Source organism: Hydrocarboniphaga sp. (assembly GCF_028291725.1).
GTDB lineage: Bacteria > Pseudomonadota > Gammaproteobacteria > Nevskiales > Nevskiaceae > Hydrocarboniphaga.
This window is the reverse complement of sequence record NZ_JAQGNT010000018.1, coordinates 1-24,625: the sequence shown is the minus strand read 5'-3', so window position 1 is coordinate 24,625 and position 24,625 is coordinate 1. Positions and strand designations below refer to the sequence as shown.

At 61.4% G+C, this 24,625-nt stretch carries 24 protein-coding genes and 1 pseudogene; 13 read left to right on the top strand and 12 right to left on the bottom strand.

Annotated features, from left to right (window positions below; translation table 11 throughout):
* The 3 genes from JWQ90_RS05000 to JWQ90_RS04990 form a co-directional block, all read left to right on the top strand.
* A partial coding sequence (locus JWQ90_RS05000; RefSeq protein ID WP_366919440.1) for a biopolymer transporter ExbD occupies positions 1–219 on the top strand: 219 nt, incomplete at its 5' end.
* Positions 220–227: 8 nt separating this feature from the next.
* Positions 228–1,463: a hypothetical protein gene (locus JWQ90_RS04995; protein WP_299690277.1), complete on the top strand. Its 1,236-nt coding sequence runs from the start codon at positions 228–230 to the stop codon at positions 1,461–1,463.
* A 118-nt stretch (positions 1,464–1,581) separates the two neighbouring features.
* Complete coding sequence (locus JWQ90_RS04990) at positions 1,582–2,235, top strand: hypothetical protein (protein WP_299690274.1); 654 nt, start codon at positions 1,582–1,584, stop codon at positions 2,233–2,235.
* A gap of 59 nt (positions 2,236–2,294) precedes the next feature.
* On the opposite strand, the gene JWQ90_RS04985 is transcribed toward JWQ90_RS04990, so the two are convergent.
* Together JWQ90_RS04985 and JWQ90_RS04980 are read right to left on the bottom strand one after the other, a co-directional pair.
* Positions 2,295–3,479, bottom strand: coding sequence for an acetyl-CoA C-acyltransferase family protein (locus JWQ90_RS04985; protein WP_299690271.1), 1,185 nt, complete (start codon positions 3,477–3,479; stop codon positions 2,295–2,297).
* Positions 3,480–3,571: 92 nt separating this feature from the next.
* A complete protein-coding gene (locus tag JWQ90_RS04980) occupies positions 3,572–4,423 on the bottom strand; it encodes a 3-hydroxybutyryl-CoA dehydrogenase (protein WP_299690269.1) in 852 nt (283 codons plus the stop codon).
* 106 nt (positions 4,424–4,529) lie between these two features.
* Between JWQ90_RS04980 and JWQ90_RS04975 the strand changes: the two genes are divergently transcribed.
* Entirely contained in the window at positions 4,530–5,777 is a 1,248-nt protein-coding gene (locus JWQ90_RS04975; protein ID WP_299690267.1) for a mechanosensitive ion channel domain-containing protein, read from the top strand.
* A 451-nt stretch (positions 5,778–6,228) separates the two neighbouring features.
* Here JWQ90_RS04975 and JWQ90_RS04970 read toward each other — a convergent pair.
* The 4 genes and pseudogenes from JWQ90_RS04970 to JWQ90_RS04955 form a co-directional block, all read right to left on the bottom strand.
* Positions 6,229–6,402: pseudogene (locus tag JWQ90_RS04970) on the bottom strand (tRNA-binding protein); the annotation flags it as partial.
* A gap of 23 nt (positions 6,403–6,425) precedes the next feature.
* On the bottom strand, positions 6,426–6,896 hold the full coding sequence (locus tag JWQ90_RS04965) for a CreA family protein (RefSeq protein WP_299690280.1): 471 nt from the start codon (positions 6,894–6,896) through the stop codon (positions 6,426–6,428).
* 91 nt (positions 6,897–6,987) lie between these two features.
* Positions 6,988–8,010, bottom strand: a complete 1,023-nt coding sequence (gene adhP / locus JWQ90_RS04960) for an alcohol dehydrogenase AdhP (protein WP_299690265.1) — start codon at positions 8,008–8,010, stop codon at positions 6,988–6,990.
* A gap of 109 nt (positions 8,011–8,119) precedes the next feature.
* Positions 8,120–9,640, bottom strand: a complete 1,521-nt coding sequence (locus JWQ90_RS04955) for an aldehyde dehydrogenase family protein (RefSeq protein WP_366919439.1) — start codon at positions 9,638–9,640, stop codon at positions 8,120–8,122.
* A 234-nt stretch (positions 9,641–9,874) separates the two neighbouring features.
* On the opposite strand from JWQ90_RS04955, the gene JWQ90_RS04950 reads away from it, so the two are divergent.
* A complete protein-coding gene (locus JWQ90_RS04950; protein WP_299690263.1) occupies positions 9,875–11,032 on the top strand; it encodes a hypothetical protein in 1,158 nt (385 codons plus the stop codon).
* Between the two features lie 19 nt (positions 11,033–11,051).
* Complete coding sequence (locus JWQ90_RS04945; RefSeq protein ID WP_299690262.1) at positions 11,052–11,813, top strand: hypothetical protein; 762 nt, start codon at positions 11,052–11,054, stop codon at positions 11,811–11,813.
* Positions 11,814–11,919: 106 nt separating this feature from the next.
* Here the strand turns inward: JWQ90_RS04945 and JWQ90_RS04940 are convergent, their stop codons facing one another.
* Entirely contained in the window at positions 11,920–12,972 is a 1,053-nt protein-coding gene (locus tag JWQ90_RS04940; RefSeq protein WP_299690260.1) for a Fic family protein, read from the bottom strand.
* A 104-nt stretch (positions 12,973–13,076) separates the two neighbouring features.
* Positions 13,077–13,310: a hypothetical protein gene (locus JWQ90_RS04935; protein WP_299690259.1), complete on the bottom strand. Its 234-nt coding sequence runs from the start codon at positions 13,308–13,310 to the stop codon at positions 13,077–13,079.
* A gap of 268 nt (positions 13,311–13,578) precedes the next feature.
* Here JWQ90_RS04935 and JWQ90_RS04930 point away from each other — a divergent pair, with 268 nt between their 5' ends.
* Positions 13,579–13,842, top strand: a complete 264-nt coding sequence (locus tag JWQ90_RS04930) for a type II toxin-antitoxin system prevent-host-death family antitoxin (protein ID WP_299690258.1) — start codon at positions 13,579–13,581, stop codon at positions 13,840–13,842.
* Positions 13,832–14,116 (top strand): type II toxin-antitoxin system RelE/ParE family toxin, encoded by a 285-nt coding sequence (locus JWQ90_RS04925; RefSeq protein ID WP_299690256.1) that lies wholly within the window; start codon positions 13,832–13,834, stop codon positions 14,114–14,116. Before JWQ90_RS04930 ends, JWQ90_RS04925 begins: the two co-directional genes overlap by 11 nt.
* A gap of 437 nt (positions 14,117–14,553) precedes the next feature.
* On the opposite strand, the gene JWQ90_RS04920 is transcribed toward JWQ90_RS04925, so the two are convergent.
* The 3 genes from JWQ90_RS04920 to JWQ90_RS04910 all read right to left on the bottom strand — a co-directional run bounded on the left by JWQ90_RS04920 (position 14,554) and on the right by JWQ90_RS04910 (position 15,799).
* Complete coding sequence (locus JWQ90_RS04920; RefSeq protein ID WP_299690254.1) at positions 14,554–14,850, bottom strand: helix-turn-helix domain-containing protein; 297 nt, start codon at positions 14,848–14,850, stop codon at positions 14,554–14,556.
* Complete coding sequence (locus JWQ90_RS04915) at positions 14,847–15,182, bottom strand: type II toxin-antitoxin system RelE/ParE family toxin (protein ID WP_299690252.1); 336 nt, start codon at positions 15,180–15,182, stop codon at positions 14,847–14,849. Before JWQ90_RS04915 ends, JWQ90_RS04920 begins: the two co-directional genes overlap by 4 nt.
* Before the next feature lie 62 nt (positions 15,183–15,244).
* On the bottom strand, positions 15,245–15,799 hold the full coding sequence (locus JWQ90_RS04910; protein ID WP_299690250.1) for a type IV secretory system conjugative DNA transfer family protein: 555 nt from the start codon (positions 15,797–15,799) through the stop codon (positions 15,245–15,247).
* On the opposite strand from JWQ90_RS04910, the gene mobC reads away from it, so the two are divergent.
* The 5 genes from mobC to JWQ90_RS04885 all read left to right on the top strand — a co-directional run bounded on the left by mobC (position 15,798) and on the right by JWQ90_RS04885 (position 20,502).
* A complete protein-coding gene (gene mobC / locus JWQ90_RS04905) occupies positions 15,798–16,187 on the top strand; it encodes a plasmid mobilization relaxosome protein MobC (protein ID WP_299690247.1) in 390 nt (129 codons plus the stop codon). The two genes, JWQ90_RS04910 and mobC, sit on opposite strands and share 2 nt — an antisense overlap.
* Positions 16,174–17,358, top strand: a complete 1,185-nt coding sequence (locus tag JWQ90_RS04900) for a relaxase/mobilization nuclease domain-containing protein (RefSeq protein WP_299690244.1) — start codon at positions 16,174–16,176, stop codon at positions 17,356–17,358. The genes mobC and JWQ90_RS04900 overlap by 14 nt, the downstream gene beginning before the upstream one ends.
* A 41-nt stretch (positions 17,359–17,399) precedes the next feature.
* On the top strand, positions 17,400–17,699 hold the full coding sequence (locus JWQ90_RS04895) for a type II toxin-antitoxin system MqsR family toxin (RefSeq protein WP_299690241.1): 300 nt from the start codon (positions 17,400–17,402) through the stop codon (positions 17,697–17,699).
* Positions 17,700–17,701: 2 nt separating this feature from the next.
* Positions 17,702–18,094: a type II toxin-antitoxin system MqsA family antitoxin gene (locus tag JWQ90_RS04890; RefSeq protein WP_299690239.1), complete on the top strand. Its 393-nt coding sequence runs from the start codon at positions 17,702–17,704 to the stop codon at positions 18,092–18,094.
* A gap of 152 nt (positions 18,095–18,246) precedes the next feature.
* On the top strand, positions 18,247–20,502 hold the full coding sequence (locus tag JWQ90_RS04885) for a hypothetical protein (RefSeq protein ID WP_299690237.1): 2,256 nt from the start codon (positions 18,247–18,249) through the stop codon (positions 20,500–20,502).
* Positions 20,503–20,522: 20 nt separating this feature from the next.
* Here JWQ90_RS04885 and JWQ90_RS04880 read toward each other — a convergent pair whose 3' ends face one another.
* A complete protein-coding gene (locus JWQ90_RS04880) occupies positions 20,523–24,398 on the bottom strand; it encodes a helicase HerA-like domain-containing protein (protein ID WP_299690235.1) in 3,876 nt (1,291 codons plus the stop codon).
* Positions 24,399–24,625 lie beyond the last annotated feature (227 nt).

Here is a 24,625-nt window from a genome sequence, read left to right as displayed (position 1 = left end):
TTCGACGGCACGGTGCTGTGGAACGGCACACCGATGGACCGCGGCACGCTGGACGCGAACTTCCGCCGTGAAGGCGAAGCCGGCGACAACCAGAGCGAGTTCCACATCCGGCCGAACAAGCTCGTCGAGTACAAGTACGTCGCCGCGGTGCTGGCGTCGGCGCAACGCCATGGCGTGACCAAGATCGGTCTCGTCGGCAACGAACAATTCATGCAGTAGGCAGGCACATGCAAACCAAACCTGTTTTTCGTCTGGCGGCCGGCGCACTCCTCCTCCTTTCGGCCGTCCAGGCTTTTTCTGCCGACAAGCCCACCGTTCGCGCCGAAGTCGGCGCGCCGATGCAGGCCGCTCAAAAGGCGCTGCAGGGCAAGCAGTACGCGGAAGCCAAGTCGCAGATCGAGAAAGCCGAAGCAGTCGGCAAGCTGACGCCGTACGAGAGCTACATTCTCGCGCGCCTGAAGTCCTCCGCGGCGATCGGTCTGAACGACTACAAGGGAGCTCTTGTGGGCTACGAGACCGTGCTCGCCTCGCCGGAACTGCCGGCCGCCGAAAAGCTGCCGACGCTCGACGCCTACGTGAAGATCGCGTACGCATCCAAGGACTATGCGAAGACCGCCGACGGCATTGCGAGGTACAAGGCTGCGGGCGGCAATAGTCCGGAAACGCTGGGGCTCTACGCGCAAGCGCTATACCTCGGCGGCAAGTACAAGGAAGCCAGTGCCGAACTGAGCAGCCAGATCAGTGCGCTGGAGGCCGCAGGCAAGCGTCCTACCGATACCCAGCTGCAGCTGCTGGCGAGCTGCGCTCTGAAGCAGAACGACATGGTCGCCTACACCAGCGCGCTGGAAAAGCTGGTCACCTATAGCCCCAAGAAGGACTACTGGCTCGATCTGATTCTGCGCACCTCGCAGCGCCCGGGTTTCTCGCAGAATCTGGCACTCGACGTCTATCGCCTGCGCAAGGCCACCGGCACGATGGACAAGGCCAACGACTACATGGAAGCCTCGCAGCTGGCGCTGCAGGCCGGCTTCCCCGGCGAAGCGCAGACTTTCGCCGATGCCGGTTATGCGGCCAAGGTGCTCGGCACCGGTCCGGACGCGAGCCGTCATCAGCGCCTGAAGGATCTGATCGCCAAGAAATTGACCGAAGACAAGGCGACCCTGGCCGAAGGCGAGAAGGCCGCTGCCACCCAGGCTACCGGCGATGCGCTGGTCAGCACCGGCTACAACCTGGTGGCTTACGGCGACTATGCCAAGGGCATCGCGCTGATGGAACAGGGCATCAAGAAGGGCGGCCTGAAGTCGGCCGACCAGGCCAAGCTGCATCTCGGCTACGGCTACCTGCTGGCCGGCAAGAAGGATCAGGCGGAAAAGACTTTCGCGGCCGTGCAGGGCACCGATGGCTCCAAGAATCTGGCGCGTCTGTGGACGCTGCAGTCACGCAGCGCGCCGGCCAAGAAGTAGCCTCAGGCAGCAAGCTCGCACGCGGTAACCGTGGCAAATAAAGATGCACCGGAGGCGCAGGGCGGATCGCAGGATCCGACCCTCCGCAATCCGGTCGCCAAGCTGGAGGAGAGCGGAAATGAACAAGGCCAAGCCTGCTAGGCTGCTGTGCTTTTTGGCGCTCGCTACGAGCGCTTTGTGCTTTGCGTCGCCGGCTCAGGCCGCGCTGGCCCAGCCCTGGACCTATGTGATGGTCTGGTCGCCGCAGTACTGCAACGAGCATCCGGGCGAAAAGGAGCAGCCGCAGTGCGCGGATATCAGCTACTTCACGCCGCGCGCGCTGGTTGCAGAAAACGTCTACGCGCTGGGTAGCTGCGATCCGGTCCGCGGCCTGACCGAGTCGCAGGTAGCGCGGCTGCTACCGATGGTCGGCAACCGCAGGGAAATCATTGCGCGCTGGCGCAAGGAAGGCGGCTGTGTCGACGTGACGTTCGACCAGTACGCGATGAAGCTCGATTACGTGAGCCGCCGCGTCAGCGTGCCCGAGGCCTACCAGCAGATGGAAGAACGTCAGTACGTGGATATCGACGAAGTGCGCCAGCAGTTCCTGGCCGCCAATCCAGGCCTGCCGGCGCTGGGCATCGCGATGCACTGCGTCAACAACGAGCTCAGCGAAGTCAGCATCTGCCTCAACAGCAACCTGACGTTCCGCGAGTGCGCGATGATCCAGGACGACTGCTCGGGCCGCACGATGATTCGCGGCGCACGCCTCGGGCGCTTCAAGAAGCGCTGAGCCCGCGGGCAAAACAAAGGCGGGCCGGTCACGCGACTGGCCCGCCTTTGTTTAGAGGCTTAAACGCGCTCGAAGATCGCCGCGATGCCCTGGCCGCCGCCGATGCACATCGTCGCCAGGCCGTAGCGGCCGCCGCTGCGATGCAGCTCATAGATCGCCTTGGTCGTGATGATCACGCCGGTGGCGCCGACCGGGTGGCCGAGCGAGATGCCGGAGCCGTTGATGTTGACCTTGGCCGGATCGAAGTCGAGTTCGCGGCTCACCGCGCAGGCCTGCGCGGCGAAAGCCTCGTTGGACTCGATCACGTCGAGATCACGCACCGTGAGGCCGGCGCGCTTCAGCGCGATGCGCGTCGCCGGCACCGGGCCGATGCCCATGTAGGCGGGCTCGACGCCGGCGTGGCCGTAGGAGACCAGGCGGGCCAGCGGCTTCAGGCCGAGTTCCTTGACCTTCTCGGCGGTGGCCAGCACGACGGCGCCGGCGCCGTCGTTGATGCCCGAGGCATTGCCGGCGGTGACCAGGCCGTCCTTCTTGAACACCGGCTTCATCTTCGCCAGCTGCTCCAGCGTGACACCGGCGCGCACGTTCTCGTCGATCTCGAAGATCTCGACACCTTTGCGCGTGGCGATCTGCACCGGAACGATCTGCGACTTGAAGCGCCCCTCGGCGATGGCATGCGCGGCGCGGCGCTGGCTCTCGACCGACACCGCGTCCTGCATCTCGCGGGTAATGCCGTAGCGCTCGGCGACGTTCTCGGCGGTGATGCCCATGTGAACCCTCTGGAACGGGTCGTGAAGGATGCCGAGCATGTAGTCGATCATCTGCATGTCGCCCATGCGGCCGCCCCAGCGCGCCTGCGTGGACAGATACGGGCCGCGGCTCATGGCCTCGGCGCCGGCACCGATCGCGATACCGGTTTCACCCAGCAGCAGCGCCTGCGCTGCGGACACGATCGCCTGCAGGCCGGAGCCGCACAGACGGTTGACGTTGAACGCCGGAGTCTCGATCGGCACGCCGGCATTCACCGCGGCGACGCGGCCCAGGTAGGCATCGCGCGGCTCGGTCGGGATCACGGTGCCCATGACGACATGGCCGACCTGGTCGGCGGCGACGCCGGAGCGCTCGATCGCAGCCTTGATCGCGGTGCTGGCCAGATCGGCCAGCGCGACGTCCTTGAGGCCGCCGCCGAAACTGCCGATGGCGGTACGCGCTGCCGAGACGACGAAAACTTCGGGCTTGGACATGAGAGTTCCAGTTAGTGAGGCGAGTGAGGCTTATCAGAAAAGCGCGTGACCGGATCAGGTGATCGGATCACGTGCCCGGATCAATTGTAAGGTCAATTGTAAGGGTAGAAACCCTGGCCGCTCTTGCGGCCCAGGCGACCCGCCGCGACCATTTCTCGCAAGCGCGACGCCGGGCGATATTTGGGGTCGCCGAAATCCTTGTGCAGGACCTCCATGATCGCCAGCAGGGTGTCGAGGCCGATCATGTCGGCCAAGGCCAGCGGGCCGATCGGATGGTTGCAGCCGAGCTTCATGCCGGTGTCGATGTCCTCTGCGCTCGCCACGCCTTCCTGCAGCGCGAAGATCGCCTCGTTGATCATCGGGCACAGGATGCGGTTGACCGCAAAGCCGGCGTTGTTGCGTACCGTGATCGGCGCCTTGCCGACCGCGCGCGCCAGCGCCAGCACGCGCTCGCGCGTGTCGTCGGAGGTGGCGATGCCGGTGATCACTTCCACCAGCGACATCAGCGGCACCGGGTTGAAGAAATGCAGGCCGATGAAGCGGTCCGCACGCGTGGTGCAGGCGGCGAGTTCGGTGATCGACAGCGACGAGGTGTTGGTCGCCAGGATCGCGCCTGGATGTAGCAGGCCGTCGATCTGCTTGAGGATCTTGCGCTTCAGATCGAGATTTTCGGTGGCGGCCTCGATGACGAGGTCGGCACCGGTGAGCTGTGCGTAGTCGGTGGTCCTGGCGATGCGGCCGAGGATCGCGTCGCGCTCGGCGGCGCTGAGCTTGTCCTTCTTGATCAGCTTGTCGAGGCTGCTGCTGATGGTCGCGAAGCCGCGATCCAGCGCGGCGTCGTTGATGTCGACCAGGGTCACCGCCAGTGCGCTGGCGGCGCAGACCTGCGCGATGCCGTTGCCCATCGTGCCGGCACCGATGACACCGATCTTCCGAATGCTCAAACCGTTCTCCCGTGTGTGCCGCCATCGATCAGCGATTTTAAGGGCCGCCAGAGTCGCGCGTAATGTCGGAAAGTGCCAGCGCCGCTGACCGATTCGGCCACTGCGGATGGAACTCGGCTGCGACGAAGGCGTCGACTACTGCCAGATCGGCACGATGCATGCGCCGCTGTGCTGCCCCCTATCGAGAATGGACTCCCGATTGAACCAGCTGCTCGAAACCACGCTGTCGCTGCTGAAAGAGGCGCCGCCCTGGGTCTGGACCGGCTTGATCGCGGCCGGCGCGCTGCTCGCGGTGATCGTGCTGATGCGCCTGTTCCGCTGGATCACGCGGCGCACCACCAGCAGCGACACGACCCTGGGCATGATCGCGCGGCGCACCAACTCGCCGCTGACCGCGGCCGTCGCGCTGCTCGCGCTGAACCTGGTGTTCCAGGCGGCCTCGGACCAGCTGATCTTCATCGCCCAGGTCCGGCACGGTGCCGGCGTGCTGTGGATCGGCGCGGTGACCTGGCTGCTGCTGCGCTCGGTGTCGGTGGCCGGCGCGACCATCGTCAAGCTCAACCCTTTCGATGCAGCCGACAATCTGCGCGCACGCAGCGTGCTCACCCAGGCGCGGGTGCTGACGCGCACGCTGAACTTCCTGATCCTGCTGGTCGGCGTGTCGATCGCGCTGATGACCTTCCCCGAAGTGCGCCAGATCGGCACCAGCCTGCTCGCGTCCGCCGGCATCGCCGGCCTCGCGGTCGGACTCGCCGCCAAGCCGGTGCTCGGCAATCTGCTCGCCGGCCTGCAGATCGCGCTGACCCAGCCGATCCGCATCGACGACGTGCTGGTGATCGAGGGCGAGTGGGGCCGGGTCGAGGAGATCACCGGCACCTATATCGTCGTCGCGATCTGGGACCAGCGGCGGCTGGTGGTGCCGCTGCAATACTTCATCGAGAAGCCGTTCCAGAACTGGACCCGCAAGACCTCGCAGATTCTCGGCACGGTGATGCTGTGGGTCGATTACCGGCTGCCGGTCGAGCCGATCCGCGTCGAGACCACGCGCCTGTGCGAGCTGGACAAGGACTGGGACGGACGCGTCGGCATCGTCCAGGTCACCGACACCAGCGAGACTACGATGCAGTTGCGCGTACTGCTGTCGTCGGCGGACTCGGGCCGCAACTTCGATCTACGCTGCCGCGTGCGCGAAGGCCTGATCGCGTTCATCGCACGCGAATATCCGCTGCATCTGCCGCATCTGCGAGCCGAGCTGATGCAGGCGGAAACACCGCCGGCAGCCGAGCCGACGACGGCGCGCCGGCCTGGCGACCAGGCCGTGTCGCCTACGCCGACCGCGCCGCAGTCAGCGTAGGCCGGCGCGCCGTCGTCGGCTGATCAACCGCGCTTGCGCAGCGCCTCGAACAGCCGGCTGGAGCCTAGTACCGTGGCACAGAGGTTTCGAAACAAATTCGCTCGGTCTGGTGCCGCGATACTGCGTTGCTCGTCGTCGCCATAGCTACGGCTATGACTCCTCCTCGCGCCTTGTTTCGCGCCACCATCCCTTCGCGCCTTTGTTCCGAAACCTCTGTGCCACGGCACTAGCTCGATCGGTAGCAGCCTGCGGTTCGGGGCAACCGACAGGGTCTTGAATTCACCGACACACCGTACCCGGCCGCAGTCCGCGCACTCGACCAGATCATCGATTCTAGCGCCGGGCTGCAAGTGGTAACGATCGCTGCCACAGGCGCTGCAGACGAAGCGAAGCTGAGTATCCATGCCGACATTTTAACGGCTGGGGTAGTAAAGAAGGCAAGCGAGCCGGCGGGCTGGTAAAGACGCGTGATCTGCGCGCTGGATTTCTGGACGCCGAACCCGGCTCCGAAGTCGACTTGCAGGATGTAGGCGGGCTTCTTCGCCTGCAGAAATACTTCGGCGCTGACGACGCGGCCGACGCGAAGATCGACCTTGCTGAACTCGTCCCAGCTAATGCTCTGCACTCGGCCCCTGGTTTTTTTACCGGCTATTCTTCCAGCGGAATCGGCCGATCGACCGCCACCGCGGTGATCGAATTCTTCGGCGAACCATCCACCAGGCGATCGGAGTAAGTCAGGTACACCAGTGCGTTGCGCTTGGCGTCCACCATGCGCACGACCCGCAGTTTCTTGAATACCAGCGAGAGCCGTTCGTTGAATATTTCCTGCTGTGCAGGCAGCGGTTTGGGGAACTCGATCGGCCCGATCTGCCGGCACGCGATCGAGGCGTCCGTGGTGTCTTCCGCGAGCCCGAGTGCGCCCTTGACGCCGCCGGTCTTGGCGCGTGAAACATAGCAACTCACGCCATGCACGCCAGGATCGTCATAGGCCTCGACCACGATCTTGTGATCGGGCCCAAGCAGTTTGAACGCGGTGTCGACCGCACCGATTTCTTCGGCGCCCGAGCGGCTGCAGCTCAGGCACAGCAGTACGGCGCTTGCGATGGCCAGACGCGACATGGGGAGACCGGTCATGAGTGTCCGTGAATAATGCACGACACTGGTTGCGATTGCCGCCGGCCGCCCGCATTCGCGCAGACCCGACGGCGCGCTAGCTCAAATCCAGCACCACGCGGCCTTCGATCTTGCCCTCGTGCATGCGCTTGAACACGTCGTTGATGTTGTCCAGGCGCTCGCTGCTGGTGATCGCGCGGACCTTGCCTTCGCCGGCAAAACGCAGTGCCTCCACCAGGTCGAGCCGTGTGCCGACGATCGAGCCGCGCACGGTGATGCCCTGCAGCACCATGTCGAAGATCGGCAGCGGAAAACTGCCGGGCGGCAGGCCGTTGAGCGACACGGTGCCGCCGCGGCGGACCATGCCCAGCGCCTGCTCGAAGGCTTTCGGCGAGACTGCGGTGACCAGCACGCCGTGGGCGCCGCCGATCTCTTTTTTGACGAACGCCATCGGATCTTCGCGTTTGGCGTTCACCGCGAGCCGCGCACCGAGGCGCAAGGCCAGTTCAAGCTTGGCGTCGTCGACATCGACCGCGAGCACGTTGAGGCCCATCGCCTTGGCGTACTGCACCGCCATGTGGCCTAGCCCGCCGACGCCGGAGATCGCCACCCAGTCGCCGGGCTTGGTGTCGGTGACCTTGAGCCCCTTGTAGACGGTGACGCCGGCGCACAGCACCGGCGCGATGTCGATGAAGCCGACGTTGTCCGGCAGATGCCCGACGTAGTTCGGATCGGCGATCACATATTCGGCGAAGCTGCCGTTGACCGAATAGCCGGTGTTCTGCTGGCTCTCGCACAGCGTCTCCCAGCCGCCCAGGCAGTGTTCGCAGTGACCGCAGGCGCTGTACAGCCAGGGCACGCCGACGCGGTCGCCTTCCTTCACCAGCTTGACGCCGGCGCCGATCGCCGACACGTAGCCCACGCCTTCGTGGCCGGGAATGAACGGCGGGCTGGGCTTCACCGGCCAGTCGCCTTCGGCGGCATGCAGATCGGTGTGGCAGACGCCGCAGGCCTGGATTTTCACCTGGATCTGGCCGGGGCCGGGCGTCGGGATCGGCGCTTCTTCGATCACCAGCGGCTGGTTGAATTCGCGCACGACGGCGGCTTTCATGGTTTTCATAGTGATTCCTCGGGAAGTGGTTTCGTAGGTCGGCAATCCTTTGCCGACGTGTGCTCGTGAATCGAAGCTCGCATGTCGGCAAAGGATTGCCGACCTACGCAGGCGCTCTTCAGAACAGGCCGAGCGCGTCGCTGCTGTAGCTGACCAACATGTTCTTGGTCTGCTGGTAGTGGTCCAGCATCACCTTGTGCGTTTCGCGGCCGATGCCGGACTGCTTGTAGCCGCCGAACGCCGCATGCGCGGGATAAGCGTGGTACTGGTTGACCCAGACGCGGCCGGCCTGGATGCCGCGGGCCATGCGATAGCAGCGATTCGCGTCGCGGCTCCAGACGCCGGCGCCGAGGCCGTAGATGGTGTCGTTGGCGATCGCCAGCGCCTCGGCTTCGTCCTTGAACGTGGTCACCGCCAGCACCGGCCCGAAGATTTCCTCCTGGAAGATGCGCATGCTGTTGTCGCCGCGGAACATGGTGGGACGCAGGTAGTAGCCGCCCGCCAGTTCGTTGCCGACTTTGGCGCGCACGCCGCCGGTGAGCAGCTGCGCGCCCTCGCTGAAGCCGACGTCGATATAGCGCATCACCTTGTCGAGCTGGGTGCTCGAGTTCTGCGGCCCCATCTGCGTGGCCGGGTCCAGCGGATTGCCGACGCGGATTTTCTCGACGCGGGCGGTCGCGCGCTCCATGAAGCGATCAAAGATCGATTCCTGCACCAGCGCGCGGCTCGGGCAGGAGCAGACTTCGCCCTTGTTGAACGCGAACAGCGCCAAGCCTTCGATCGCCTTGTCGAGAAAGTTGTCGTCGGCCGCCATCACGTCGTCGAAGAACACGTTCGGCGACTTGCCGCCGAGTTCCAGCGTGACCGGGATCAGGCTGTCGGCAGCGTGATGCATGATGCCGCGGCCGACATCGGTGGAGCCGGTGAACGCGATCTTGGCGATGCGCTTGCTCGATGCCAGCGCTTCGCCGACGTCGCCGCCGGAGCCGTTGACGATGTTGAGCACGCCTGGCGGCAGCAGGTCGGCGATCAGCTCGGCGAACACCAGGATGCTGGCCGGCGTGTTCCTGGACGGCTTGATCACCACGCAGTTGCCGGCAGCGAGCGCCGGCGCCAGCTTCCAGGCCGCCATCAGTAGCGGGAAGTTCCACGGGATGATCTGCCCGACGACACCGAGCGGCTCGTGAAAATGATAGGAGACCATCTCGTGCGCGATATCGCCGATCGTGCCTTCCTGTGCGCGGATGCAGCCGGCGAAATAGCGGAAATGGTCGATCGCCAGCGGCACGTCGGCGGCCAGGGTTTCGCGGATCGGCTTGCCGTTGTCCCAGGTTTCGGCTTCGGCCAGCAGTTGCAGATGGTCCTGCATGCGATCGGCGACGCGGTTGAGCAGCAGCGCGCGCTCGGCCGCCGAGGTTCGGCCCCAGGCCGCGCGGGCACGATGCGCGGCGTCGAGCGCGCGCTCAACGTCGATCGCGTCCGAGTTGGGCACTTCGCAGATCAGCTTGCCGTCGATTGGCGAAAGGTTGTTGAAATAGCGGCCAGACGCAGGCGCGACCCAGTTGCCGCCGATGAAGTTGCCGTATCGCACTTTGAAGGGCGAACGTTTGATCGGGGCGAGCGCTTCCGGCTTGTTCATGGGGACTCCGTTATTCGGGTTGGCGCGGTTACCGCGCGGCCAGTACAGGCTAGGCAAGGTGATCCGCTCGGACATTGACCGGGGTCAAAGCCTGGCCGGCAAGCGCGCCGACCGGCAGCCGCTGCTGCGCGATCGGGAGCGATCGTGCGAAGCTCAGGCGCGGCGTTGTCATAAGGGTCACAGCGCCCGCTTGCGCGTGCGCTCCATGATTGGGCTTTCTCGGGAGGGAACACGATGCCGGTGACGAAACAGAGCCAGCTCGCGGCACAAATTCCGCCGATCCTGTTCGGCGGTCTTCCGAGGACGCCGGCGCCCGAAGTATTCGCCAATGCGCGCCGCAACAACCCGGTCGAGTTTCAGATTCTGGAGCAGGCCTACGCGCAGTTTGCACAGCGGCCCGACGCCGCAGGCCTGTATGCGGACCCGACGGGTTCGGGTGCGACGCTCGAACAGATCTGGCGTGTCTTCACGCTGTTTGGAGTCGAGACCTGGTGTGTTCTGGTGCGGCCGATGCCCGCGGACCAGATCGCCGGCATCGGCCGGCTGGCTCGCTCATCCCCGGCGCAGCTGATCGAGAATCTCAGGCGCTTGCAGAAGCTCAGCGGGACGTTGAACGTCACGACCCTGCACTACGACGGCGCCACGGGACACTGCGTGCGGCTCAAGCATTACGACGAGGTGCGCGACCGCTTCATCTATCACGATCCCTGGCCGGAGAAGGCGCTGCTCTGTCTCGAAAACAACATTGCCGGAGTTGATGCGCAGCCCGACGGCGGATCCTGGAGCGTGACGGCGGATGAACTCGAGCGTGTGCTGTTCGCCTCGTTCCTGTTCAACGATCAGCAGGCGCGGATCGAGGGTGTCGCCTTCGATATCCTGTACGACACTTGGAAGGCGGGCGACTTTTATTCGTTCTTCCATCTGCATCTCGTGCAGCAGCACTCGCAGGGCGACCGTCATCGGCAGCTGTTCCACGCGGGGCCGTTCCAGGATGCGGTCACGTTAATCGTGGACTTCGAAGACGCCGGCCAGATTACCGACGTGGCGCTGATTCTCGCCAAGCCGTGGATGGTCGACAACCTGCCGATGGCCGTCGATATCGGCAGCAGCTTTGTCCGCGAGTTCGTTCCCGCGCCGGACCGGGCTCCCTATGACGACATCGGCAATGTGCTGCGCAACACCTTGCGCGAACCGAGGCTGCTTCAGGCGCTGCGAAGCGCGGGCGAGTCCGGGCCGCTGCCCGCAGCAGTGGGCCGACAGGCCGCAGATGTGGTGATGGCTTTTGTCAGCGCGTCACCCGAAGCGCATGTTGCCAGCGACTTCGCAACGCTCGACGTCTGCACGATGCACGACGACTCTGCGCTGCTCGAGCTGAAGTTCCATCTTCTATAGGCTGCAAAAGGAGACTGCCATGGCGAATGCGGCGAAGGCTTATTTGCAAGGCCTGAACGACAAGTTTTCCTACCTGGGAACCTGGCTACCCAACGGCAATCGACGATTGGGCGACGTCGGCGTGCAGAAGGGCGAGGAGTGGAAGCGGGTCACGTCGCTACGCGATCTTGGCATCACGTTCACGGTCAGGCCCGGGACCCAGACGATCGACTTCACGCACACCTCTCACTCCGGAGTGAAGCTTCGCAGCAAGCTTGGCGGCGAACTCAAGGCCGCGGGCGCTACGCTTGCAGAGGCCGGCATCGCGATCGAGTTCAGCGAAGAGGGTTCGTTCGTGTTTCAGGCTGCGAGCTGCCGGACCGACGAGATCGAGGATCAGGTGAGCCTCGGTGAGGCGCTGATCAAGCTCTTCGAGCAAGGGCGCTGGGAGCGGGAGTGGAGCGTCATCGATACGCTGGTGATCGCGAAGTCCGCCACGATCATCGTCTCGAATTCGAAGGCCTCGATGCTGGAACTCGATGCCAAGACACCGCTCCAGCTCGCCAATCTGGCTGATGCGAGTGCGGGCATCTCGGTGGTCTCGCAAAGCGGTGACGTTACTCGCTTCATTGCTGCAGAAGGCCTCACGCCGCTGTTCAAGTTATCGCGTCTGAGGAAATCCCTGCTCGGCTCCCTGCTGGGCGCCGCAAAGCCGATCACCTTCGGCGGCCCCGGGCGGACCGACACCGCGGGCAGGCCGTCCGCCGACAACGCGCTCGAGCATGTGCCACTGGAGCTTTGAACCGGTCTGGCCGGCCCGGGATTGTCCAGCATCCGCCGATCTGATTGAGCCTGCGTTCGCAGCAGTCTCGGATCGCAACACGTAATACATTCTGAAAGTGCTGGCTTCAACCGTGCGGCAGGCCGTACCAAATTGAGCGACCGGCGCCGTGGCGAACCAAGAGCTTCTTGTCGACGAGATTGCTGAAGGTCGATTTCAGCGTATTGGGGCTCGCCTTGTAAACGCGAACCATGTCGCGTGTAGTCGCACGCCCCTGGTCTCGAACATAGTCAAGGATGTTGAGGGCGAGTTCAGACAGCTCGATCGTCTGGCGTTCGCGCTCCACCTTCATCTCAAGATGGCGCTTCTGCTGCTGCAGCGCCCTCAGGAAAAATATCAGCCAGGGCTGCCAGTCGGGCGTTTCAGTGCGGGCCGTCTGCTGGGTTTGCCGCAAGGCCAGGTAATAGCTGTCCTTGCTGCGCTCGATGATGCTTTCTAGCGAGCTATACGGAACGTAGGCATAGCCTGCTTGCAGCAGCAGCAGGGTCGTCAGGATTCGGCTGAGGCGGCCGTTGCCATCCTGGAAAGGGTGAATTTCCAAGAAGACGACCGTCCAGACTGCGACAATCAAGAGCGGATGAAGCCGGCGAAGCTCGCGAGCGTCCCGCAGCCAGGCGAATAGCTCGGTCATGCGCTGCGGAGTGTCGAATGGGCTCGCAGTTTGGAACACGATCCCGATAATATTGCCCTCAGCGTCGAAGGCGCTGACGTCATTGCGGAATTTCTTGTAGTCACCCCGGTGCCGCTCGTCCTTCGTGCTGTATTTCAGCAGATCGCGATGCAGCTGACGCACATGGTTCTCGGTGATAGGGATATCAGCCCAGGCTTGGAAGACGGTTTCCATGGTCTCGGCATAGCCTGCAACCTCCTCTTCATCGCGGCTCTCAAATGCCTTGATCTCTAGCTTGGACAGCAGCTGCTCGACCTCGCGATCGGTCAAGGTACTGCCCTCAATCCGAGTGGATGACCCGATACTCTCGATCGTGGCAATTCGGCGCAGGGCATTCAATCGCTCGGGGGCAAGAGCCCCCAGAGCCCGCCAGGCCCCTTTGAATTCGTCGATTTCGGAAAGCAACGCCAGCAGTTCCGGCGTGATCCGTATGGTGTCGGTGTTGATCATGCCGGCAAACATACCGGATTAGACCGGATTAGACCGGATTAGTGGGCTAGGGGCCGCGAGCGCGAGACGCTCCCGAAGCGACAGAATGCTCATTTTCCAACCTTTTATTTTGAAAGAAAATTCATATAAAACAATGCAATGAACATTGTTGGCGTTTGCGGCAACATGCATGAAATTGCCGTCATTTGCACTGCTTGTGCAGATGGATTGCAGATGAAACGCATCCGAAATCCGCTTCCTTGTGCTCCTAATAGTGACGGCAGCAACCGTAAATCACTCAGGCCCGGCAAGCTCAGCGGGAGCATTTCGGTCAGGTCGATTCGACCAGTCAGCATCATCGCTTGACGTTGGGCACGATCGGCAACGAATAATTAAAACCTAAATTCAGGTCTAAAAATATGATCTATATTTGTCACCTGAATTGGACGCCTGTACAATCCGATCGCTGCGCAAAATCCAGTTCCGACCGAATAGACGCTCGCCAACCGACACTCCTGTAGCTCGATAGACCGTTAAAACAGTCAGACCATAAGCCGACAAGCCCGCAAGCCAAGCCCGGTAAGCCGACGAAGGACTCCAGCTATCAGTGCTGGATCAGGACAATAAATGATCACCAGCCCAATCCATGCGGGACTCGCTGTTTCAATCAGCGAGCTGAAGAAGAATCCATCGGGTGTCATGAAGGAGGCGGGCTCGCGAGTGGTTGCGGTGCTCAACCACAACAAGCCTCAGTCCTATCTGGTGCCGGCGGACCTATTCGAAAGGCTCGAGTTGGCAGAACAGTTGGAAGATCTAGAACTGACGGCCATCGTCACGTCTCGTGTGAACTCCAAACGGCCGTCAGTGAAGATAGGACTCGATGACTTATGAGCTTGAGTTTGAATCCCACGCCTTGAAGGAGTGGAAAAACCTGGGTGAAAGCGTCAAACCGCCGTTGAAGCAGAAGTTGAGCCGCCGACTAGAGGAGCCACGTAATCCGAAGGCCGCCCTCCATAACCTGCCGAATTGCTACAAGATCAAACATGGTTCCTACCGGCTGATCTACCAGGTGCTCGACGACGAGGCCATCGTCAGGGTGCTGGCGGTCGGAACCCGGGAGCGATTGGCGGCTTACAGGGCTGCCGAAGATCGTCTCGAAGATTAGAGGACGGGCATTAACGGCGTCCCGCGCCGTCCCGAGACCGTCCCAGGGTGCTGTAAGAAGAAGTATTAGCGCGTGGCTTAAATGCCACAATTACTTGAGAAATAATGGGAATTTTGGTCGGGGCGACAGGATTCGAACCTGCGACCTCTTGCTCCCGAAGCGAATGAACGGGATCTTTTTGCTTCCTGATTTTTTTAATAAAACTATATAAAACAATATTGTAGACGTTGCGGAGGCTTGTGGTCATATGCCTCAATTTGGCTCCATCTGCACTGGTCGTGCAGATGGATTGCAGATAATCAGGGGACATTCCGAGCCATTTTTCAGGGCCGCAATCGTGCCCACGTTTCGAGACGCCGTGCCTCCGGGCGCCCTGTCGATCGATCTTGGCCGCGCCGAATTCAACTGGGTGCCGAAAACGGGGCGTCGGGTTCGACTCAAGCCGCTTTGAGCGCGCGTACAACTGCCCTGGGTTCACGCTCGATGATCTTCAACAAGGTCTTGGCAGCGCCTGTCGGCGCGCGCTGGCCCTGTTCCCATTTCCGAAGCGTCGAAGCGCTGACGCCGAAGGCATCGGCGAACTGATCCTGCGAGAGGCCCAGTTGCTTGCGAGCCCTCTGAATCTCGTCCGGCTTGAGCGCGACCTTGTGAACGCGGCTGCCGGTCGGCTTGCCCTGGGCATGCGCAACCGCTTCCGCCATCGACTCCACCAGTTCTTGTCCCAATTTGCTCATTTCCGCTTCCTCGTTGCCTTGATCGCAGTCGCGAAATCCGCCACCGCTTTGCGTTGCTCCGCCGACAGGTCCGCCCGTTCGTTCTTGCCATAGATCAGCAAGGCGTAGATCGGCACGTCCCGATCGTAAAAGTAGTAGATCACCCGGACGCCACCGGACTTGCCTTTGCCCATCGCCGCGAACCGGACCTTGCGAACGCCGCCGGTGCCGACGATCTCATCGCCGGTATCGGGATGATTCGCCAGATACGAAATCAGGTCGGTATGCTCGCTTTCGCTCAGGAGCTTCTCAGCTCGGCGGATGAAGGCGGACGTTTCGACGACAGTCTGCATGCTTGATTATAACCCAATGGGTTATAGTCTCCGCAAGTGGGGTTGCGGGCGCAGATCAGTCTCTATTCCGTCCGGCCGCTGGTGGGAACTGCCCTGACTGCGCCGAGGACTTCGTCGATTTCTTCGTTCGTGAGAGCAGGCCCCGTCGCTGGCATTTGGGGCGGCTCGACGATTGCGTTGTGCAACTTCGGACGCGCCGCCGTTGACCGTAACAGCTTGGTGAATGCGCCGTCGGCGTAGTACCTGATCTTGTCCGCCTTGATCGGTGGCGCTGCCTCGACCAGCAGGAGTTCCCTGCGCCGGTCCAGCTCGCGGATTTCGTGCGGCAGCATCAGTTCGCGGCGCGTCTGCGATTCCGATATGTGCCCCTGCCAGGGGTCGTTGACGTGCCTGGACCGGCTTTTGGTCGTGATGGTGCGGAATCCCATTTCCTCGGACAGGTACTTCGCTGTCTTGAGGCTGTTTTGCGCGTAGGCGATGCGGATGTTGGCGGTGGAGAGGAAAGTTTCGGTGACCGCCTGTTTCGCAAAATGTGGGACATTTTTCTGAGAGTGCCCGGCACACCCGCTTGCGCCGCCGGTGCTGCGCACCGAGACAGCAAAGGCGCATGTGACCATGCCCGCCCTCCGCCGCCAGAAGCGCAGCGAAACCTTCCGCCTGCGGCTCACCGACGCCGAGCACGAGGGCCTTTTGGCCCTATCCGCGCGCACCGGTATCCGTCGTTCTCGTCTCGCGCGCAAGGCGCTGCGTGAACTCATCACCGGCAACGTGGACCTGCTCGAACGCGAGCAGCACGCCGTGCTCGAACTCGCGCGACAGATGCGCCTGATCGGCGTCAACCTTAATCAGATCGCGCGCCAGCTCAACCGCGGCGAAGCGCCCGGACGCGCGCTGGTCGAGACCGTCGAGCAGCTCGCGCTCATCTACAACGAAGGCGAATTCACATGGCGGCGGCTGGTCGCCGCCGCGCGTGCCCGCACGGTGCCGGAACATGGCCGGGCCTGAGCGCCGCGATGGCGACGGGCTGCTCGACGAGCAGCCGCATGGACGCAAGGCAAAGGCTGGTCGCCTGATCGGACCCGGCGGTCCTTACCGCCGTCCCGGAGGCGGCGGCGCGGCGCTCGCACGCAATCTGCGCATCGCCCAGCGGCGCCCGCAGGCGATTCTCAAGATCACCCGTTATGGTCACGGCGGCAACAAGATCATGGGGCACATCCACTACGTCCGCCGGCACGGGCGACTGACGCTGGAAGACGAGAACGGCGACAAGGTTGAGGACATTCGCGAGCTGCGGCGGCGCGTCCAGTCGTGGACCGAACAGGCCGGCGCGAGAATGGAAGAGCCGGGCGCGGACCGGCAGCGCAAGCGTCGCGTGACGGCACATTTCATCCTCGACGCCGGTGCGCAGGCAAAGCCCGAATCGCTGAGCAAGGCCGCGCGCCAGTTCCTGTCCGAACGCTTCGGCAAGGACGGCCACGAATACCTACTCGTGCGACACGACGACACGAAACAGCCGCATGTCCATGTCGTCCTGAATCTCATGAACGGCCAGGGCAAGCGGCTGCATACCAGCGTCGCCGAGGTTCAGCGCTGGCGCGAGCGCTTTGCCGAGATCGCGCGCGAGCACGGCATCGACGTAGACGCCACGCGCGCTTGGGAGCGCGGCAAGGCGCCCGCTCGATCGCGCGGCCTGGTCCGTCACGGTGCGCCAAAACCGGCGCACTGGACCCGCGAACAAGTCAGACGGGGTCTGGAAGCCCGCAAGCAGCGCTTGCTGTCGGAGTCGACGCTGGCGGCTGTCGATGGCGATCATAAAAGGGCCGCTGCACTGAAGGCTAAAGCTGCCAGTTTGCGGATGCGGACAGACGATAAGCTGGTCCGCCACACGGCGGCCGAACGTCGAACTGATGTCCCCTCGACGCCTTGGGAGGCGGCGCGCATTCGCAACGCCCGAGAGGTGGCGCAAGGGTTTCGAGATCAGTCCGACAGCCTGTTGGTTGAGGCCAGGGCGAGCGACGATGAACCGCGGCGGCAGATGCTCGAACGCGCTGCGATCCTGCTTCGAGTTCTCGCCCACGAGACTCAACCGACGCCCACCCGCGCGCAGCAGGTCGCATCGCAGATGCAGCGGACGCCGGCTCAGAACAAGGCCGCGGACCCGGACCGCGAGCGGTGATACTGACTTGAGATAAATAACCCTATTAGGGTAATATCGACATGGAAAAGAAGGTTCCACATTACAAGCTGGTGCTGATCCAGACGGAGGTTCGCCAATGCGGCGTGGACGCCTTCACGCGCACGGCGCTGGACGGTGCACGAGAAATGGGTCTGAGCTTCGAGCAGATGGTGACGACGGTCTGCGAACTGACCAGCAGGCAGTTCTTCAAGAGCATGACCACGTTTGCCGACCACACCGTCTGGCAGGATGTGTACCACGCCCCGACGCCGGCCGGCGTGGCCTATGTGAAGTTCACCCTGCGCCAGGGCGCGGTGGTGATTCAGTTCAAGAGGAAGTAGCGATGAAGCGTGTTTGCCTGAATTGCGAGAGCGCCGAGTTGGCGCATCGGGCGCAGGACGTAACGGTGACGCATCACGGGTTCGAGACCGTGGTCCGCAAGCTGCGTGGCTGGCATTGCCCGAACTGCGGCGAGATCGAGTTCGACAAGGGCGAAGGCGAGCGTTATGCGAAGACGGTCGAGCAGCTAGAGGCCGAAGAACGCGCTTGGCTTGCGCGCACGCGCAAGAAGCTGAAGCTCACTCAACACGAAGCAGCCGCACTGACCGGGGGCGGGCACAATGCGTTCAGTCGCTACGAGCGCGGTGAGGCAAAACCGGTCGTGGCGGTCGTTAATCTATTCAGGTTGCTGGAGAAGCGGCCGGAACTATTGAAAGAGCTGCAGCGAGTTGCGTAAGGCGCTACTCCATTAGCTTCACTGCTGCGCGCTGGAATTAGAGATCGCGATCGGATAGTTTTCATATGATGTTCCGCGATGTTCCAAATATCCCTTGACTTCGGAGGGCGCGCTGATATTCTTGGAACACCACGGAACATCAGGATGCGGCAATGAGTCAGAGCTATAGCGCGGCAGCAAAGAAGAATCCCGGTCGGAAGGCTTGGCTCGTCGAATTCCGTCATCCCCTCCGGAATGACGCCAATAACAAGCCTGGGAGGAAAACACGCAAGGGACTGGGGACCGCCGACCAAGCCGATGCTCAGCGGCTCGTTGACCAACTCAATACGCTACTTCAGAACGAAGCGCTCTGGTCGTTAGGCGCGAAGGGTGAGGCCACCAAGCTTTACGACCAACGAGTGATCGATATCTTTTACAGCGAAATCGAGCCGCGCACAGGATCAGCGCGGGGCCTGCGCGACAAGTTACTGCCCTTTCCATCCCGCGGTGACGGCTATGCTCATGTAGCCCTTTTCGGAGTTCCGGGCGCCGGCAAGACCACTCTCGTTCGACAGCTTATCGGGACACACCCGAAGACAGAGCACTTCCCTGCGACATCGGTCAATAGGACCACGACGTTCCCAACCGAAGTGATCCTTCGCGATGGCCCTTATGAGGCAGTCGTAACTTTCCTATCCGAGCATGAAGCTCGCTTCGAAATCGAGGAGTCGCTTTCTGCCGCCATCGTCGAGGCGGTGACTGGAGACGCAAGGCAGGTGGCACGGGCGTTCCTGGAGAAAAGCGATATGCGCTTTCGCTTGAAGTACGTGCTCGGAAACCTCGACACCGGTGAAAGCGAGCGGGACCCATATGACGATGAGGAAGAGGATGATTCTGCCGGCGACGATCTCACTGTGCCGAAACCAGCCGACCACCAAGTTACCCAAAGAATGTTGAACGGCTACATCAGCCGCATCATGGAGCTGACGAAGGCGCTTCGTGGCACGCTAGAAATCGAGCAGGGGTCGCTCGACGCAATGTCCTCCGATGACCGCAACGCCGCTCTCGATTTAATTGAAGAACAGGCTGTTGCATCCGACGAGTTCATCGAACTGGTCTCGGACGTCCTCGATGAGTTGCGCACCAAGTTCGACGAAGTAAAGGTCGGAAACTTTGAGAAGACGACGACAGGATGGCCGAGCGCCTGGCACATCAAGCATGGCAAAGGACAACGATCCGACTTTCTCGCCGCTGTTCGATTCTTCTCTGATATTTCATATCGATCTTGGGGGCGGCTTCTGACACCTTTGGTCAACGGGATGCGCGTGGTGGGGCCTTTCAAGCCCACATGGGCGGATGATGCACCACGGCTCGTATTGATGGATACGGAGGGCCTTGGACATAAGGCCAACGCGACTGCCGACTTGCCCGATCAAGTGTTACCTCTACTGCATGAAGCTGATGTGATCTTGCTTGTCGATAGCGCAAAAAACGGCATGACGAACTTCGCAGCCGGCAAAGCGTTGGAGGGCGTGGTCAACGCCGGCCACACACGCAAGCTTGCTCTGGTCTTTACACATATGGATGCTGTTAAGGGCGACAACCTCAAGGGTCAGTCCAAGCTTGACCACATCTTCGGGGGCGTGCGGAATGTCGCGGAAAATCAGCTTGCAAAGAATGTCTCTATCGATGCGGCGCGATATCTCTTGGAGCATCTGGCTAACCACACTTTTTTTGTCGGCCGCATCGACGAAGCCGATCCGAAACCCGCAAAGCCAGAGCTGAATCGCCTCCTTGCTCACTTAGCAGCAGCTCAGCCTCCAGTCTTCATGCCGGTGGCTTTCCCGGTCTACAGCCCAGACAAGCTGGCCTTTGCAATTCAAGAGGCTGCCCGAGATTTCCGCCAGCAGTGGCAGGGAAATCTTGGCTTGGCGCCTCATCCAGAATGCAAGCCGACGCCGTGGCAATCGATTAAGGCACTTAGCCGGCGCTACGCGGAGGGTATGAACGATAATTTTTGGTTGCGTCCAACCTCCAATCTGATCGCCGCACTGTCGGCCGCCATCTCGCGGGCCTTGGAAACGCCGATCGACTGGACTGGTAGCCCGACTCCGCAGCAGAAACGCGAGACGATCGATCGCATTAAAACGGCCGTGGCGATTCAACTCCCAAGCCTGAGCACTCGGCGCTTGCGTGAAGATCCTCAACCCATGTGGTATGAGGCGTACTCTCTGCGAGGTGCAGGTAGCACGTTCGAGCGCCGGATGAGAATTGAAGGCATCTATGAACGGTGGGTGCCGATTCCCGACGCGCGCAGCGAGCGGTTTGTTTTCGACTTTCTCGACGAAATCCGGAAAGTCGTTATGGGGGCGGTGGAGGGAGTTGAACGAGAGGTTTATGGATTACGTGAAGCTAACTCAGCACCGTAACCTTCCCGAATGCTACTGAATTAGCCGTCCCCCAATGGTCTAACCTGGATTCGGCGAGCTCGGCTCGAAGGACGGTCACGATAATAGCCATCGCCGCGTCCTGCCAGGCGAATCAAGTCATCTGCGTCGACTGACACGTTCGGCGCATTCTTCTTCGCCTCCCGAATATCCATCGGTTTGAGCACGAGCCAAGTGGAAGCATTGGCGCGAACTTCTTCGCTGAAATGCTCGCTCATCTGCGAAGCCAAGATCATACCCAGGCCGAACTTCCTTGCCTCCGTAATTAGCTGATTGAGTATGTTGTCTGCTCGATCCCTGTCGCCGCTGCCGCCAAGGCTGAGAATTTTTGCTTCGTCGATTACCACGAAAAGGCGGAATCGCTGGAGATCGTCGACGGGTTGCACCGGGATCGGACCGCGCAGGCGCAGCACGCGGAAGATTTTTCTGAGCAGCGTTTCAGTGGCAATAAAACGAACTTGATCCGGCAGCTTACTCAGGTCGAGGCGCAACGATTTCTGCAAAAGCTCATCGATGGAAAGGCGTTCGTCCCGCTGAAAAATCGGATGGTCGAACAGTTCCTGGACCGCTGCAATGCAGCCCTCAATCGCATTGCGTTGCGCTTTTCGAGCGGGATCTTCTGTCCACTCTTCAAGGATGCGTAAGAGATCGCCGAAGTCTGGTGCCGGTAGGGTCCAACTACTCGGTTCCGAATCCAAGATGCCCGCGCGTCGATAGGATTCATCGAAAACTTCGCGAAGAATTGACCCTTGACGATGGCCCAAGGCCGGGACTGCGCGCTGCACCATCCCGCGAAGCGTCGCCCGCTGATCATAAAGGCCGCTTTCCTCGGCGCTGCGCGAGTCCAGTTCCATCGGATTGAGGCCAATTGTGCTGGCGGACCCGCTGGACATAAGGATATTTCGAACGCCTGGCAGGATCACATCGCCGTGGAAATCGAAGATCAGAACTGGAACACCAGCGCCAGAGATCGACGAACCTATCACCTTCAATGTTTCGGTCTTACCGGACCCCGAAGCACCCAATATCAGGAAGAAGCCGTTGCTTTGCCGAGCTGGCTGCCAAACGACGTTTGTGGAGGCGGCGTGTTCGTGACCGAGTTGCACGCTCACGAATACTTCGTTGGCCGAATCGGTGGCGCGAACTGGCAAAGGAGGGGCGGCACACTCTGACGAGCGATCGACATTTGGTGGCGACGGCTCGCTGATTCTCAACGTGGTCGACTGGCTGTCGGATGCCTCGACCGGCACCGGTGGCGGTGCCAAAAGTAGCTTCAAAGCAACGGAAGGTTCGATGCGGTCTGGCGTTTCGACACCTACTGCCGTTTCAGCAACCGATGGCTCAATGACGATCGGTCGCACCGCTTTCAACACTAGGCCGACATCGGCCGCTGACAACGTATCGACGGTGATTGGGATGCGGCCGGCGGAAAGAAACGTCTTGCTCTCCTTCTTTGCTACCGAAGCCAACTGCACATGAATGATGCGAGCCGCCAAGCGCACAGGCACTTTGCCTTCGAACACATCCTGGAGCAGTGCATGCCATCGTTCGACAAACACTGGATCTTGATCGCGCAGCAGAGCGGTATACAGATGCTCACGAAGTACTTCGCGCCGCGGTCTGGCTAGCGGCGACGTGCTGTCGGGACTGAACACTTCCGCCAATGCTTGCATCGTGGCAAGGACTTGGCCGACGGGCCTGCCCTCGATTTTGCCGTTTGATATTGAGTAGGGAATCGCCTGATCGTGAGCTTTGACTTCGATGACATCAATGATCAGTTGCCCTTCCTCATCGCGAAGTCCGAGCAGATCAGCCTTTTCTCTCGAATGGTGACCAGCCACAAGCCAGCGCGCAGCGGCTGGTGTGTCGAGGCTGACGGCCAGGCCGCTTGGCGTTTGGGTGCGATACCATCTCACGGCGATCAACTTTCCAAGTGACCCCTTTACCTGCTTGTCGTGGTTGGTGCTTGCCAAGCCCAGAATGCCGTTCGGTTCCATGGCGACCAAGTCCCTGACCAATTGCTCCAACGTGTGCTGGTCGGCAGAAAAATGGGTTAGACGAAGTTGCTCGTCGAGGCGGCGCCGGAAAGGACTCAGGTCGTGGCTGAAACACGTCAACTGACGACCACGTTCGATACGGCGGTCGATGACCTCCGCGCCACCGAGACGCGCCAGGGGAACGCGGTGCGGATCGGCTACGACAGTCCACGTTGAATTCCGGGCCAGGTCGTCGAGGATGTCCCTAACTTCACGGACCTGCGGGAGATGAGCGGGTGTTTTTCGCTGTAGCGCTGTGTGAACCAGAGAAGCCGCCGCCAGGTAGCTGCCGAAGACATGCTCTTCAGCAACCGGAATGACCTGAACCTCCTTCCGAATCTTATTGAATCGATATTCGACGGTCGGCATCCACGGACTCAATGCGTGAGTCTGCGCGCGGGCCACCGGGGTGCTGCGGACTTCGAAAGGATCGAAAACAACGGTTAAATGGGAAGGTTTATCGGTTAACTCGCGTTGCAGTTTCGCCCAAGGAACGATTTCACCCTGCACTGACAACGAAACCAAGCCTCGCTCTTCGCCGTTGGAAAGCAACTCTTGAACTTCCTCTTCCAGATCGACATCGTTCGACCAACCGCGGGTGTCGTTGTGCGTGTAACGAACCCGGACGTGCAAACCCCAATAGGTGTCTTCAACGCCGGTGCTTTCGAGGTCGAGCCGCGTCAACAGTTCGTCGATGAATTTCGCCGGTCGGGGCAGGTTAACGAATACGACCTGCAGACCAGGTCTGACAAAAGGCCTCAGTCGCGCAAGGTGCTGAGCAAGGTCGCCCACGGTTCTCAGGCCATCGGTCTCTAGCATGCCTCTCGGTGCTTCGCGGAAGACGGGCAGCCGACCGAGCGCTCCGGCTTGCCCCAACAACACGGCGTGATCGGAACCCGTTGCCTGTCGGGGGAGGACAAGAACTTGTAGGAACTGAAAGTTTTCGGCGCAAGCTTCTTCGACGGTCAGGATTTCGTGCGCCGAGAGTACGCGGCCGAGACCGCGAATTTCGCGAACCAGAGTTGTGCTACGCCATAGGAACAGTGGATGCAGCGGCGACATCACAACTTCGAAGTGCGTATCGGATTTGTAAACGTAGAGTTCGAGGCACAGAAGTAACCCGAGAATGCTCTCCGCCTCGGCATCGGCGGCACTCAACATCTCCGCGTAGCAGGCGTGCAGTTGTCTAAGCAACTGCTCGTACGATTCCAAGTACGTGTCTGCTTCAGTGAGAAGCCCCGCTTCGCCGGCCAATGTCGCAACCGGAGATACCGAGAGTTGCGACGCAAAGGGCAACAGCCGAGCTCGACACTGGGACAGCTTCTGCAACGCTTCCAACACAGACTGCGGCGCCAATTCTTCGTCAACAAATTTCTTCAGCTCATTGGCGATGGGTGCCAGCGTGAAAGGCGTCCACGACTTGAATACCGTGGATTGGGTGAGCACTCCGGCCCGGTCGGCCGAAACTTCGATGACCCCTCCCCATTCATTCTCGGTCGATCGGGCTCTGACCATCGACAGCAGCGTTCTATCGACTTCGACAACGGATATCGTGTCGGAAGAACTCGCCTTATTTACATCCTGATCCCCGGCGTGGCTTTCATCTTCGAGCGCCGCCTGGACGATTTGCTTCACCTCTTCTGCGATGTCAGCCAGTTTCGATTCGTCGCCGCTCATTAACATTTGGCCAACGGCGCGCTCAACTTCGACGCGCTGGATGCCTGACGCTGATCGCTTTGTCGGTTCGGTGTTGTGGGCCTTGGACTTCCAGAGCGTGAGTGCCTCGCCGAACTCGATGTCGGTAAATACCGTCAGGCTCTCTTCGCGCAGCCTGCGCGCCAAGCGATTCGCAGCGGTTTTCTCTGCGCCCTTTAGATTCTTAATGTAAGTTCGGACTCGGTTCCAGTCTTCATCGGTGGCACCCCGGATAGCGCTGACCAATTGTAAGCGTCTGCCCGCCTCATCTTCCGACCGTTTGATCTGATCGGCAATCTTGTCTCACGCACAGGCGAGGAGGCGAGACGGTGAAGAGGAAGTCGAAGCAGGCGTTGTGGACGCGGCGGGTTCGG